This is a genomic window from Dapis brunnea BLCC-M229 (assembly GCF_050015995.1).
Classification (GTDB): Bacteria; Cyanobacteriota; Cyanobacteriia; order Cyanobacteriales; family Microcoleaceae; genus Trichodesmium.
Genome location: NZ_JBNHEP010000062.1, coordinates 75,734 through 90,169, shown reverse-complemented (window position 1 = coordinate 90,169; position 14,436 = coordinate 75,734). Strand labels below are relative to the sequence as shown.

The 14,436-nt window shown below is 37.3% G+C and carries 10 protein-coding genes; 7 read left to right on the top strand and 3 right to left on the bottom strand.

Going from position 1 to position 14,436, the window contains the following annotated elements; all coding sequences use genetic code 11:
• The first annotated feature begins 554 nt into the window (after positions 1-554).
• The 3 genes from ACP6PM_RS07405 (at position 555) to ACP6PM_RS07395 (ending at position 5,739) form a co-directional block, all read left to right on the top strand.
• Entirely contained in the window at positions 555-1,769 is a 1,215-nt protein-coding gene (locus ACP6PM_RS07405; protein ID WP_426583274.1) for an RNA-guided endonuclease InsQ/TnpB family protein, read from the top strand.
• A 48-nt stretch (positions 1,770-1,817) separates the two neighbouring features.
• Positions 1,818-3,884 carry a protein kinase domain-containing protein gene (locus ACP6PM_RS07400; RefSeq protein WP_426583246.1) on the top strand — a complete coding sequence of 689 codons (2,067 nt, stop codon included), beginning with the start codon at positions 1,818-1,820 and terminating at the stop codon, positions 3,882-3,884.
• A 1,354-nt stretch (positions 3,885-5,238) separates the two neighbouring features.
• Complete coding sequence (locus tag ACP6PM_RS07395; RefSeq protein WP_426583244.1) at positions 5,239-5,739, top strand: pentapeptide repeat-containing protein; 501 nt, start codon at positions 5,239-5,241, stop codon at positions 5,737-5,739.
• A gap of 867 nt (positions 5,740-6,606) precedes the next feature.
• On the opposite strand, the gene ACP6PM_RS07390 is transcribed toward ACP6PM_RS07395, so the two are convergent.
• A complete protein-coding gene (locus tag ACP6PM_RS07390; protein WP_426583272.1) occupies positions 6,607-7,056 on the bottom strand; it encodes a hypothetical protein in 450 nt (149 codons plus the stop codon).
• Between the two features lie 516 nt (positions 7,057-7,572).
• Positions 7,573-7,785, bottom strand: coding sequence for a hypothetical protein (locus tag ACP6PM_RS07385; RefSeq protein ID WP_426583242.1), 213 nt, complete (start codon positions 7,783-7,785; stop codon positions 7,573-7,575).
• 677 nt (positions 7,786-8,462) lie between these two features.
• Between ACP6PM_RS07385 and ACP6PM_RS07380 the strand changes: the two genes are divergently transcribed.
• The 4 genes from ACP6PM_RS07380 (at position 8,463) to gifA (ACP6PM_RS07365) (ending at position 12,769) form a co-directional block, all read left to right on the top strand.
• Positions 8,463-10,067, top strand: coding sequence for a glycoside hydrolase family 57 protein (locus tag ACP6PM_RS07380; RefSeq protein ID WP_426583240.1), 1,605 nt, complete (start codon positions 8,463-8,465; stop codon positions 10,065-10,067).
• 1,985 nt (positions 10,068-12,052) lie between these two features.
• On the top strand, positions 12,053-12,247 hold the full coding sequence (gene gifA / locus ACP6PM_RS07375) for a glutamine synthetase inactivation factor IF7A (RefSeq protein ID WP_293106508.1): 195 nt from the start codon (positions 12,053-12,055) through the stop codon (positions 12,245-12,247).
• Between the two features lie 71 nt (positions 12,248-12,318).
• Positions 12,319-12,513: a glutamine synthetase inactivation factor IF7A gene (gifA, locus tag ACP6PM_RS07370; RefSeq protein ID WP_426583238.1), complete on the top strand. Its 195-nt coding sequence runs from the start codon at positions 12,319-12,321 to the stop codon at positions 12,511-12,513.
• A 61-nt stretch (positions 12,514-12,574) separates the two neighbouring features.
• On the top strand, positions 12,575-12,769 hold the full coding sequence (gene gifA / locus ACP6PM_RS07365) for a glutamine synthetase inactivation factor IF7A (protein WP_426583236.1): 195 nt from the start codon (positions 12,575-12,577) through the stop codon (positions 12,767-12,769).
• Between the two features lie 1,114 nt (positions 12,770-13,883).
• Here gifA (ACP6PM_RS07365) and ACP6PM_RS07360 read toward each other — a convergent pair.
• The gene (locus ACP6PM_RS07360) at positions 13,884-14,363 is read right to left on the bottom strand and encodes a helix-turn-helix domain-containing protein (protein WP_426583234.1); all 480 of its coding nucleotides are present in this window, start codon (positions 14,361-14,363) and stop codon (positions 13,884-13,886) included.
• Between the last annotated feature and the right edge of the window lie 73 nt (positions 14,364-14,436).

The window sequence follows — 14,436 nt, the reverse complement described above, 5'->3', positions numbered from 1 at the left end:
AAAACCTGTGCTATGCAATATAGCAATCCTAAATAGTTCGTGACAAATCAAAAAATAAATAAAAAAACTAAAACTCTTACCAGTTAAGTGTTCCCTAAAAAGCAGTAAGATTTTTGACACGAATAAAATAGGATTGCTATAGTTCTTTTTTTAGTAGTCCTGCATAGTAAATGCAGGAACAATTATAGCCACCCATTACCAAAGCCCCTTTTTTTATTGCTAGTTGTGGTGGTGTAACTATATTCTGTGTAAAAAAAAATATATAGGAAAATCAAGTTAGAGTGGATAGTTAAAACCGGGATTTATCCCACACTGATTTTGCCTTTTCCTAGATTATTCTTTGCAAATGGTGTGGAGTTTCTCCCATTTGTAGCCAAAATCTAAAAAATATTATTGAGGGGGGACGAGAACTTGAAAACCACGTTTTAAAAAACGCGGATGAAAAGCGAACGGGCGACTTCATTCCTTGTAAAAATACCTCATTTTTTCTTGACATTCTATTGAATTATGCTATCATAGTTGGCATAATTTGAACATTAATGTTTGCTTGGGCCATGATAATTTATGAGTTTAAAGTAAAAGCTGCATACGTTCAATATCGTGCAATAAATGAGGCAATTAGGACATCGCAATTTATCCAAAATAAATGCTTGAGGTACTGGATGGATAATAAAGGTGTGAGTAAATATGACCTGAACAAATATTGCAAAATATTGGCTAAAGAGTTTAAATTTGCTAAGAAACTCAATTCAATGGCTCGACAATCGGCTGCGGAAAGAGCGTGGTCTGCAATATCTAGATTTTACGACAACTGCAAGAAAAAAATAAAAGGAAAAAAGGGTTATCCTAAATTTAAAAAGCATTGTCGATCTGTAGAATATAAGACTTCTGGATGGAAGTTATCAGAGAATAGGAAAGCAATTACTTTTTCAGACAATAAAAATATAGGTACTTTAAAATTGAAAGGTACTTATGATTTAAACTATTATCAACTCAACCAAATAAAACGAGTAAGGTTGATTAAACGTGCTGATGGTTATTATGCTCAATTTGCTATTCAAATAGATTTAAAAATTGAGACTCAACCAACAGGAAAAGCAGCAGGTTTAGATGTAGGAATTAAATATTTCTTGGCTGACAGTAATGGCAACACTATAGAAAACCCCCAGTTTTACAGAAAGTCTGAAAGGCAGTTAAACAAGGCAAATTATCAAAAATCTAAGAAGTACAGAAAAGGCGCAAAACCGCAGTCAAACAACTACCATAAAGCTAGAAATAGATATGCACGGAAGCATTTAAGAGTAAGTAGGCAACGTAGAGAATATGCAAAGAGAGTTGCATATTGCGTAATCCATTCTCACGATTTGGTGGCTTATGAAGACTTAAATATTAAAGGCATGGTAAGGAATCCTCATCTAGCTAAATCAATTAGTGATGTTGCATGGTCAACTTTCCGTAGCTGGTTAGAGTATTTTGGTGCAAAGTATGGAAAAGTAACAGTAGCAGTACCACCTAACTATACAAGTCAGAATTGTTCTAAGTGTGGGGAAGTTGTCAAAAAGTCTCTATCTGTGAGAACTCATGTTTGTCTTCATTGTGGCTATATAGAAGATAGAGATGTTAATGCCGCCAAAAACATCCTAAAAAAAGCGCTCAGTACGGTAGGGCATACCGGAACTTACGCTTGGGGAGACACGCCCTCTGGCTTAGTTGGAGAAATCCTGCTAGGTGATGGCAAGTCATTGAGCCAAGAATCCCCTCGCCAATAGGTGCGGGGAGTGTCAATATAGAAAAAATATGCTAATTGATTGCTGATTATGAATCATCGCATCAATCCTCACAACCAGAATCCGGAAGATGCTGACAAGCAAATTGTCAGCCAAAATGAGACAATAGGGAATCATACCAATTGTCCACCTATACTCAAACAACGCTACCAGACCATTAAACCTTTAGGTGAAAGTGTCTGGAGCCGTACATTTCTAGCTATTGACCAAGACAAACCTTCTAAACCACCTTGTATTATCAAAGAGTTTGTCAACCTAGACGATAGAAAAGACCTAATTTTTCAGGGTCAAGAAATTGTCCCGACATTTAGCTGTGACCCAGTACAGCTAGATAAAATCGGTAAACATCCCCAAATTCCAGAGCTATTAGCATCTGTAGAACATGATGGCCACCGTTATTTAGTACAAGAATATATTGAAGGCCGAAACCTGGCCACAGAACTCATAGAAGATGGTGTCTTTAGTGAAAATAAAATTTGGCAAATATTGCATCAGTTGTTACGAGTGTTGGAATTTATCCACGACCATCACCTGATTCACGGAGATATTAAACCAGAAAATATCATTTGTCGGACAAAACCAGGCACAAGTATTCCAGAATTTGTCTTAGTTGATTTTGGTGTTACCATTTCTGCTAATGGAGACTTGTTATCAATAGGCAGTATTAATGGTTCTGCTGAATATGCTGCTCCAGAACAAACACAGGGGAAAATCTATCCCAACAGTGACATATATAGTTTAGGTGCAACTTGTCTGCATCTATTAACAATGGTTTCACCATTTGAACTATTTGATATCAAAGCAGATAAGTGGGTGTGGCGAGACTATTTGAAAAATCCCATTAGTCGCCATCTTGGTCGCATATTAGATAAAATGGTACAACGAGACCATCGTCAACGGTATCAGTCTGCAGCACAAATTATTAAAGATATCAAGTACGGACCAACACCAGTAGATGTCATCCTGCAAAAATCAAAGTGGAGTGTAACTGTTTGGGGAGCAGCAGCGATCGCTCTATTATCATTAGTTATTAGTTCTCGCGTACCATCTCCCAAACCTCAGCCATCATTATCTTCATCATCAGGAAATAGTACTCTTCCTGAGTTAAAGCCAGATTTATCTCAACCTAAAACAGATGAGTACACAACTAAGCTACCCCCACTACCACCATCTACAGGAATACTAGACCTTTCCCCACTCCGAACTTTAGCAACAACTTCAGGTCCGGTTTGGTCGATCGCAACCAGCCCAGATGGTCGTATTGTTGCCAGTGGCAGTACAGATGGGAGTATTCAACTGTTACATTTGCGCAGTGGGCAAAATTTAGGTATATTATCAGGACATGACGGACCTATATGGTCTGTTGCTATTACTCCAGACAGTCGCACCTTAGTTAGTGCTAGTGGTGACAGTACAATCAAAATTTGGGATCTTTACACTGGTAGATTGAAAAATACCTTGTACGGTCATCTGAAAGATGTTTTCTCTGTCGCTATTAGTCCTGATGGCAATACAATCGCTAGTGTCAGCAAAGATAAAACCATTAAAATTTGGGATATTAATAGTGGTTTACTATTGTATACTCTTTATGGGCATTTAGATGAAGTGCAATCTGTTGTCTTCAGTCCTAATGGTCAAACCTTAGCTAGTGGTAGCAATGATGGTACTGTCAAAATATGGAATTGGCGTTATGGTAGACTACTACGCACACTGAAGGGTCATAGTGGACCTGTATGGTCTGTAGCTATTAGCCCTGATGGTAATACCTTAGCTAGTGGTAGCTGGGATAATACGATTAAACTTTGGGATCTAAATATTTATCGCCGACGAATAAGTACACGTCCTCGACGTACTTTAATAGGTCATTCGGAAAAAGTGCAATCTCTTGAGTTTAGCCCTGATGGTAACACCTTGGCTAGTGGAGATTTTGGGGGTACAATTAAACTCTGGCAAATTCATACAGGTGGTTTAATGGGAACTCTCAAAGGACATTCCGCTTGGGTAAATTTAACATTCGATCCTCAAGGCAAAACTTTAATAAGTGGCAGTTTTGATGACACAATTAAGCTGTGGCGTTTTTCTCCCTCAAGGTTCTGAAGTTATCTCAACTTTGCTTGAAGACCGGCGCTCTCCATCCCCCCTAACCCTCTTTTGAAAGGGGGAGAGCGTTGTATGGGAAAACCCATTAATGTTGTGGTTTTCCCATAGCGTGTGCTATAGTAGTTATATTAAGGCTGCTGGGATAGCAGTGTCAGAGCCAGTTGCTCATGGGGGAGACCCCCAATACCGTGCTGGGAAGTCTTTAGGAGCGCGCCTTTAGACCAAAAAGAGGCTTGACCTTGGAGGCAGGTGCATTGTTTCGCCGAGCGACTTGAATTGTGCATATCCTCTGTAAAGAGGCAGCATAAAGCCTTAAGAGCGGGATGATTAGGAATCTCGCGTTGTCGTAGTTGCGCAACGTCCGGAGGATGTCAATTGGATGACAATTACCTAATATTTAGAGAATCATTTGTAGGGATGCTCCATGGAACGTCCTTACAACAATTATAATTGCAGCTATCGATAATTTCGGAACTGTCTTCATCAAGAATGACAGACTTTTAAGGATGGTGAAGTAGAATGTGATATCATCTCTGGTAGCATCGGTATTATAAATTAATGGTAAGGAATAAGGAAAAGGGAAGAAGACTTAAATAGGACGAAAAAACTTAAACGCTGGGTAGATATTTCCCAAGCTTTTACAGGAGCGATATCAACGGACATTATGTAATATGATGGTTTAATTAGGTATCAAAAAATTATCCCATCGCCATAACCTCCAAATTTATCGAATAGTCTCTCCTCCTGAATCCTAAGTAACTATAACAATGCTACAGGATTTAATATTAATATGACTTACGCAGGGGAAACCAGAAACCAGGTTTTTTCCTAGATCTCTATTAGACATCTCCGATAATTAAAAATTAAATCAATTATCGGGCATAAATCATCAATTCTTTCCCCCTACTCCCTACTCCCTACTCCCTACTCCCTCTTTTCCGGAGATGTCTATTGTTAAAATCAATGATTTCTCGTAGCAACCGGGTTTATTTGCGTAAGTCCTGATTAATATATCTTTACCTGTTCCCTTTAAACAAAAATTTATTGTCCTCACCAAAAAACTTACTGCTATAACATCCTTTCCCTCTTCCCTAAAGTCCTAAAACTTTGTACCTCCAAGACTCGAAAACTGCTCTAATATCATGTCCGGTTTAATAGTTATAATAATTAAGGAGCAGTCAGTCAAACCGAGTCAGGAGGGATCTGAAGAGGCGAAAAAAAAAGGTATCAGGAGGAAAAGGAGGAGAAAATTTTTTGTTTCGCTTTCGCTTTCGCTTCGCGACATGAAACGCGACATGAAACGCGCGTCTAGGAACGTAATTCTATCACGCTCTTATCCAGAAACGATCTAATGAAACTCAAAATATTAACGATAACTCTATTAGTTTCACTAGCTTTTGCCACACCTGTAGTAGCATATACAAAGTGGCAAGCACGAACTTTAAAACGATCAAAAGAATGTTTTTACTGCAACCTTTCCAATATAAATCTCAGTAATTCTAATTATAAGAAAATGAACGTAACTGGCTCCGTATTAGAGAATGCTGACTTCTCTAATACAAATCTTGAAAAAGCCAATTTTACCAATACAGATTTAACAGGAGCAGAATTCGATAGTGCCAACTTACAAGAAGCTAACCTACAGAGGTCTATCCTCAAATCAGCTAACTTTTGGGGAGCAAATCTTCAGAAGGCCAATTTACGCGGGGCTGATTTAACAGAGGCTGTTTTTTGGAATGCTGATTTAAGAGGGGCAGACTTACGAGACACTGATATTAGCAATGCTAGCTTTATCGATGCCCAACTAAAAGGTGCTATTTTACCTGACGGTTCCATATATCCTTACAAATAATTATTATGTAAGCATTCAGCCGTCAGCTATCAGCTATTGCCCTGAGTTTTAGATACAAGCTTGATGTTTGCTTCTCCCCTACTCCCCTCTTTATAGTTTGGATATTATTGCTGAAGCATAGACCGACTTTTTTTACTATAAAATGTGACTTATGACTATAACAATCCTATTTTACTTGTAATATTTTGGTGGTAGGGGTGATTCGCGAATCACCCGTACAGGAGTCATAATTCATAATTCATAATTCATAATTCATAATTTCTAATACCATTTCTCTGTAACAATGCGCTTAATAATTCTTACCCAGACCTGAATTTTACTAATAGCTGTTATCTTTTATTAAGCGCAACTTCATGGATAAATGGTATAAGGCTTTCAGTTTAAATTAACTATTATAAAATTTGTCACAACCTATTTGGGATTGCTATATCATTAAATAGGAATTTGGTATTTGATAGTTCTAAAGGATTAGAACTTGAGAGGTGAAAAATGATCCTGATTACAAGTAATAATAACTCGTTCTCTTGAGCCTGCTTGTTTAATTGCCCACATTAAACCATCCAAGATATCTATTGCTTCTAGTGTTATAATATATTTATCTTTTTTAGGTTCTAGATTGTATTGAAAGTCATTAAAGACAAAAATAAAAGGTTTTTATCCAGTTTCCTTTAGTTATTTAAATAAATCTCTCAATGAATATCTGAGTTTATTATTATCTTGAAGTGCATTACGCTGAGATGAATTTCTCAATTTATTTGCTAGTTAATTAACAAATTATGATTCAGAAATTTGTGCATTCAATTTAACAATTTTATAGTTCTGTAAACGTTCACATAGTCCATCGCTAAACGAGGAAGCAACAGCACTTTATCCTAAAATCAAGACACCTTTTTTACTACCTTTCTTGAGGGTTTGTATACATTTTTTTAGCTGAGGATAACAATTTTTTACAGGTGGAGTCGTTATTTCGTAACGCGGTGGTTTCCGTCCAGGCTTTCCCAATGTTGTTACTAATGCTCCCGGTAAGTTTCCTTGTACATATAATCGCAACAAGTGCCAACCTTTTGGATCTGTTTGAATTAGTTCCCGATAAGTTTTAGCCAAAGCTTCAGTTACTCTGTTACCTGATGACAAGTTCTGATAAAGTATTTTTGCAGTCGCTATGGGGCTAGTATCTAGTACCCGATCACCCCACCCCAAAACTGCTTTAAAACCTTTTTTCACTAAATTTTCAGCTATTGAAGGAATAGATGTTTCAGCCATCGAAGAAGTAGATGGCTCCCATGAATACCCAGTCCGACAACCTGATAAGAAAATCAGTTGTCGTCCGACAAATCGACCGACATTACGTTGGATATTTCAATGTTTTCAGTCGATTCATTTATTGATTAATTCTGGAGTTAAGAGCATATCTAATCTAACTTATGAGCGTTTAGAATTATTAAAGTTTTTTCCTCCAAGTTGTCAAAGATACTATCTACTCAGTTGAGACATTGGAGATGAAAACAGATAGAGTGCAAAAATCATCAAAATACAAAAATCATCAAAATAATAGTGTAAAATGACAGCGCTTGGCAATTATTAAGATGTGATCGGTCAAGTAATAGAGGGACTTTGGTAATTTTTGAAGATATCTATGGGTGACTTCCGGTAACTGATATCATTCTCAAAGGCATTAATGGAATATGGCAGGAGTTACAAGCAAGTTAAAAAACCTTTGGGATAAGCTTTTGAACCTAATCACTCCAGAAAAAATTAGGGTGGATTTGCGTTGGCGGAGCCTAGCGGTAGCTATATCGCCTCCTACACCATACTATAAGTCTAAATACTTACTCAAGTTTTCCCCTCTTTGTGTACTACATTTTGTCGTGCAGAATGTAGGGTTAAACTACCGCCAACTATACCAACTATTGTGGCAATGATTGCTAAGGTTCCTTCTCTCTCAATCTCGTTAATTGTTTCATAGCTACCTTGGAGTCCATCAATTGCTAGCATTTGCTCAGTAGCTAGAACAGCTTCTTGGCCTTGAATTTCAATTTTTATCATCTCTTAATTCACTCGGTTCAATAGGTATTGAGCTGACAAGAAGCTCACTTTTGGTTAAGTAAGCTTTAGATTTGTATTCTGTAAAGCATTTGTGAAACCCTGAAGAATGAAGAATTTAGAGGAGATACTATAAATGTAGCGGCCAGCAATAAGAAAGCCTCAGACAGCAATAATTACACTTTATTATATTCTATTATCTAGATTAGATGTGCCCAGAGGGGTGATAGAAACTGGCGACGCTAAAATCAAGTCATTTGTCACAAGAATTGAAGAGAACTTCAAGAGACTATTGAACTATAGCTTTCATAAAACTTTACAAAAGTTGACATTGTGTCCTATTTTGCCCATATCTTGTCTAGACCCCAATAAAAATTAGAAGTTGACTTTCACTACTTAATTATGTCTGGATAATTGATAATTATTGTTATAAATAAAATCTCAAGTCTTTACTGCCGAAGAGAAAGAAAAGGGATGTATTTCAATTTCTCTCCTACTCCCATCTATATTAACTTGCGCTTCTCCCTCACTCCCCTAATTCCCTACTCTCCATTCCCCAATTCCCGACTGAAAATAGAATTAACTTTTGTACCCCTTTGCCCTTACAATCTTAAAGAAAATATTATAATTTTTTTCGATTTCAATTTAGTTCACCCTACTTTATTACCTATTAAGATATTATGGCTATTGGCTACCTCGCCTTTGTTCTTCATGCCCATCTCCCCTTTGTACGACATCCAGAAAGTGATTATGTTTTAGAAGAAGAGTGGCTATTTGAAGCAATTACCGAAACCTATGTCCCCCTAATCCAAATGTTTGAGGGGTTAAAGCGAGATGGTGTGGACTTTAAATTGACCATGAGTATCACACCACCTTTGGTGGCCATGCTGCGAGACCCTCTACTACAAGATCGCTATGAACACCACTTAAGCTTACTTGAAGAATTAGCAGAAAAGGAAATTGACCACAATATCCACAACGGTCATATCCGCTACCTCGCAGAACATTACGCCACTCACTTCAACAATGTTCGAAAACTCTGGGAACGTTATGATCGTGACTTAATTACTGCATTTAAGCAGTTTCAAGACACCAATAACCTAGAAATTATGACCTGTGGCGCTACCCACGGTTACTTCCCATTGATGAAAATGTACCCGGAGGCAGTCTGGGCGCAAATAGAAGTTGCTTGTCAACATTATGAAGAAAACTTTGGCCGTCGCCCCAGAGGTATTTGGGTGCCAGAATGTGCCTATTATGAAGGTTTAGAGCGATTGCTCGCTGATGCTGGTATACGTTACTTCCTCACAGATAGCCACGGTGTACTTTATGCTCGACCTAGACCTAGATTTGGCAGTTATGCCCCTATTTTTACAGAAACAGGAGTAGCTGTTTTTTCTAGGGACCATGAATCTTCTCAACAGGTTTGGTCTTCCCAAGTAGGATATCCAGGAGATCCAGAATATAGAGAGTTTTATAAAGATTTAGGCTGGGAAGCAGAATATGAATATATTAAGCCTTATATTATGCCTAATGGCCAGCGGAAGAATACAGGCATTAAATATCATAAAATCACAGGTCGTGGCTTGGGATTAGGAGATAAACAACTCTATGACCCTTACTGGTCTAGAGAAAAAGCAGCAGAACATGCTGGTAATTTTATGTTTAATCGGGAACGCCAGGTTGAGCATTTATACCATCTCATGGAGCGACTCCCCATTATTGTTTCTCCCTACGATGCTGAGTTATTTGGTCACTGGTGGTATGAAGGGCCTTGGTTTTTGGATTTCCTATTCCGCAAAACTTGGTATGACCAAAGCACTTATAGGATGACTCATTTGGCAGATTATTTACATAAACATACCGAACATCAAGTTTGTCTTCCAGCACAGTCGAGTTGGGGATATAAGGGTTTCCATGAATATTGGCTTAATCATACTAATTCTTGGATTTATCCTCATTTGCATCAGGCTACAGAACGAATGGTTGAGTTGGGGCAATGGGAAACACAAGATGAGCTGGAGGTGCGGGCCTTAAATCAGGCAGGCCGAGAATTATTACTGGCTCAATCTTCTGACTGGGCGTTTATTATGAGTACGGGTACTATGGTTCCTTATGCCGTGCGAAGGACACGATCGCATTTGAGGCGTTTTACTAAGCTTTATGAAGAGATTTTAGAGAGAAAGATTGATTCTGGTTGGTTGGAAAAGGTTGAGGCGATCGACAATATTTTTCCTCAAATTAACTATCGAGTTTACAGGCCACTTTCTTCAGTCAAAAAATAAAATTCAGACACCAAGTGCATAATTCTAAGGTCCCCATGTCCTGCATAAACCCTAAGCCAACATAATACAATACCAGGCGTGATAAATTTTTGGTATAAATAGTTAGGCTGCTGCTTAAAAGTCAGGAGGAATAAAATTTCAGCATTTTTTGTGTTCATCTTCTATTTTTAGTCACAGAAACATTGAAGAAGGACTTAGGAGATAGCAATTTTGGAGAAAGAATCAATTTTTTGAGGATTCGACCCTAACTAATTGTAGACACAGTGCAGACGGTGGGGATGTTTTACCTCATAAGGCTTACAGCCAGTCTTCACCCCAAAAACCAACAATAATCTATCTCCTAACTCCTAACTTCCAGCCATTCCCGCAACCTCTCCGTCAGGAGAAGGCTATTAAAATAAAGCCCTTTTCACTCAAGCTTATTTGTAACATTCTTTTTTCACCCTTAGTATAAGACCAATTTCATAAACTTAGGCTACACTGGTTGTCTCCTGCCAGATTATATGTTTGATTTTTGAAATTATGATGTGTAGCCATACTTAAGAAAATTGGTATAAGACCCACTCAAGACAGTTAACAATATTTTTTTCTTTGCTCCTCTTTATTTCCAGGGGAGTTTTTTTAATCTTTAATCCTACATTCCGAACTTCAAAACGTAGTATAAAAAATCATGACTCAGGAGTTCTAGGGGCGAATCGTCATTTGCTGATGCAAAGCTTCCGCTTTTTCCTACGAAATGCTGCCCAAACATGTTGCAGAGCAAAACGCCCCTAAAGGAGTCAGGAAAAAATAATTGTGGTCAATAGGAGTAAATAATTAAGTATTTATGCTTAAGATTTTCCAGATAATTTGACCAATAAGAAAGGTCGGTAGTGTGTCAAGGAAGTGTGGGAAGTGTGGGGAGGTCTGGGTAGGGAGATGTTTGAAAGTAGAAGGAATAATTTTGGCGTTGCTGAAATGTAATGGTAAGTAGCTAGAGGTAAAATTGAAAAACAGATTTTTAGCGTTGATACTTAATCCAAAAATCATTACCACTCAGCAACGCCATAATTTTACCTGTATCTTTCTGGGAAGTGTCTGCCTTTCGTCCTAACTTTTTGGTCTTAAAGGCTAAATTCTTTGGACTTTTTTCCCGACAAAAATCCTAAAAACTTTATATATCACTATATATCAGTGCTTTTAGATTAGATTTGCCAGCCCTACTTGACGAATCCCACATTTTACTGATGCACAACCGAAAGGTTAATGAATACGAGCTATATAGTATAAATACTTAACCAGTTACCGATTTTTATACTACTTTTAATGTTACAAGCTGACCTATGGAATGTGATTAACATCTCCAGGGGTTGAAACACCCTGGATTCTGTGGTCAAATCCACCGCTTAGGGAATCAATCCACATTTGCTTAAAGCCTGTCAACAGATTTCTAGACTACTCCCTCGACATAGACCCAAATCTAGCTGTGAGTTGACTTTTTTTTGTTAGCTTTCGAGAGTGGTTTGACTCGGCGGTTTTGGAGCAATCTTCTCGCTGCTCTAGCTGCCTACTTGCTTTGAGCCGTCGTAGGAAATTAATTCCCCATTAACTGTCTACCGGAACTTCACCGCACTAGCTAAAGGTCATGGCGACAAACCTTGTTCCTTATTTCTCTAGTATAGCAGACTTTTACTCCGCTTTATTACCCCCGTGTCGTTATTCAACCAGCCGTTAAAACGAGCTGGCGCTGGCTAACTTCCTTCCGACATTTTTTAGGTTTAATCATAGTGTTTGACTCCTTATGATTGACTTTTATCCCTTGTCTTTTCTAGTTTTTAATGAATTTGATCGCTTTTATTAATCATCTCAATTATTAAAAACACTGTAAATATTTATTACAAAAAACTATTTAGTAACAACAGATACAGAAATTTCTGTTAATATAAAAATGTAAAGAAAAAAAGCAACCCAAATATTAGTCAAACAATCAAAGGAGAAAGTTAAGTATGTTTACTGAACCTCAAGCACGTTCTTTAATGATCCGTCACCACCATCTAGTCAAAAATCGTCAGCAGTCAATGCTAAACAGAGCCATATCTGAAGTGGGATTAGAAAATAGTCATTACTGGGGTCATATTCAAGGAAAAGTACAGCCTACCTTTAGAAAAAATTATGAGCGCAGTCGTGCTTCCATGAGCTAATTTGCTTCCTGTTTTGGAATCAAATTTCATCTTTAACAAACAAAATTTAATCAAAAAGGAGAATTAAAACAATGAATGTAGAAAATCAAGCTCGTGCATTAATGATGCGTCATCACAACCTGATTAAAAATCGTCAACAGTCTATGCTAAACCGTACTGCAAGCGAAGTAGGTGTAGAAGCAGATAACTATTGGGGCAATATTCAAGGAAAACCCTATCCTAGTTTTGTCACTACTTATGATCGTAGTCATGCTTCTATGAGTTAGAGTATTATCAAACGTCAAAAAAATTATCAAAAGCAAAAGTTAGCAATAGGAAAAATCAACAATGGATGTAGAAAATCAAGCTCGTGCATTAATGATGCGTCATCACAATCTAATTAAAAATCGTCAACAGTCTATGGTAAACCGTATGGCAACTGAAGTAGGTGTAGAAGCAGATAACTATTGGGGCAATATTCAAGGAAAACCCCATCCTAGTTTTGTCACTACTTATGACCGTAGTCGTGCTGCCATGAGCTAAATGTACCACAATTTCCCGATAATCGTGTATTTCAGGACAGGTAGAAGCTTTACCTTCTACCTTTTGCATGATTTATTTTTTTGGGATAAGTAAAAATCTATAAAATATCGGGTAGTCCTGCATGGTAATGGTGAGGATATATATTTTTTAATTTCTCCGACACTCCCCATCTCCCTACACTCCCGATGCTTCCTTTACCATTACTATGCACCACCACCAAATATCGAAATCAAGGTAAAGTCTCAAGGGAGCAAAAATTTTAGGACTTCCCAAGCAACGATAGTCAAAGGATGATTATATTGATAATGGATATACAATAGACTTCTCCGGAAATTAGAATTTAACAACCTTTTTATAGTAGTTTCAGGTAGATTATCGGAGATGTATAATTGGTTCAGATGCGTCTAATAAGGTTCAGTCTTTCCCAGTTGTGCATATTGGTATGTATGTCACTAGCAAAGTGCAGCGAGACCTGCCTCCAATGATTGTAGATTAACTTAAAGCCCACATTCCGCACTTCTTAACATTTAATTGATAAGTAAAATTTATATTTTGCTTGTAAGTCTTAGCCAATAAGTGTTTCAGCTATTAGGTGTAAAATCCTTGAATGTAAATATTTATTACTAAAATTCTCATAAAACTAGGAAAATTAGCGATCGCAATCTCTGTAAGAACCTTTTATCGTTTGAAGAATTTTGCAAGTGTAAAGAGATATAAAGATATATTGAGATCTGCGGAATGTGGGTTAAAGCTTGAGCCGTGCTAGGTTTAAACCGACGCCAAAAAGTTGGGCATAATTCTATGGGATTAAAGTCCGGTGAGTAGGGTGATAAATTCACTACACTTGCCCCAAATGAATTGAATTAATGGTTCGATTATTTTTAACTTATGAGCAGCTCATATATCCATTACTACTACTGTTCCCTCCCATAAGTTAGGAATTAAAAAATGTTCTACAAAAACTTGAAATGCAAATCCCATCTATTGAGCCATTAAGTGTCATTAATCCTACGAATTTTGTGAGACGAATTGCTCCAAAAACTGTGATTTTTAGCCCTCGATAAAATGGTGAAAAATCATAGACTCCACTACCAGAGTAGGAACCTGCATGACTTCATGTTAACCACAATAAAACACCCATTTCATCCAATAAAACCAAGTTTTCAGCCTCTATATTTTTTACTTTCTGCCAATACTCACACCTCAAAATTTGGAGTATTTCAGTAGCTGAATGGCTGCTGCGTATGGTTTTTTTTATGGTCAAATTGCATTTTTGGAGTTCACGACACATCATACTTGGACTAACAGACTGCTGATAATATATTCGCCAATATTCAAAGTATTCTGACAAAGTATAATCGGGGTATTTTTCCAGGATTTCCATTAATTTAGCTCTGTGAGGGTGTAACAAAATTTTTATATGGCCACCAGAAGTTTGAGGTAAAATATGACCAGTCTCTTTTTTTTGTTTCAATAGTTTCTGGACGAAGGTTTTACTCACATTAAATCGAATAGCTACTTTCCGAATTGAGGTATGACAATGTTCATCAGCTTTAACTATTTTTTCACCGAATTGAAGAGAATAAGATTTCATTTTTTAGAGACTCAACTACTCAAATTACTGTACCACAATTACATGGAATAAGCTGTATTAGCCATAATCAAAC

Coding starts and splice junctions, on each gene's coding strand:
- ACP6PM_RS07405 (WP_426583274.1), top strand. CDS start 555: ATGATAATTTATGAGTTTAAAGTAAAAGCTGCATACGTTCAATATCGT.
- gifA (WP_426583238.1), top strand. CDS start 12,319: ATGAATGTAGAAAATCAAGCTCGTGCATTAATGATGCGTCATCACAAC.
- ACP6PM_RS07360 (WP_426583234.1), bottom strand. CDS start 14,363: ATGAAATCTTATTCTCTTCAATTCGGTGAAAAAATAGTTAAAGCTGAT.
- gifA (WP_293106508.1), top strand. CDS start 12,053: ATGTTTACTGAACCTCAAGCACGTTCTTTAATGATCCGTCACCACCAT.
- ACP6PM_RS07385 (WP_426583242.1), bottom strand. CDS start 7,785: ATGATAAAAATTGAAATTCAAGGCCAAGAAGCTGTTCTAGCTACTGAG.
- ACP6PM_RS07380 (WP_426583240.1), top strand. CDS start 8,463: ATGGCTATTGGCTACCTCGCCTTTGTTCTTCATGCCCATCTCCCCTTT.
- gifA (WP_426583236.1), top strand. CDS start 12,575: ATGGATGTAGAAAATCAAGCTCGTGCATTAATGATGCGTCATCACAAT.
- ACP6PM_RS07400 (WP_426583246.1), top strand. CDS start 1,818: ATGAATCATCGCATCAATCCTCACAACCAGAATCCGGAAGATGCTGAC.
- ACP6PM_RS07395 (WP_426583244.1), top strand. CDS start 5,239: ATGAAACTCAAAATATTAACGATAACTCTATTAGTTTCACTAGCTTTT.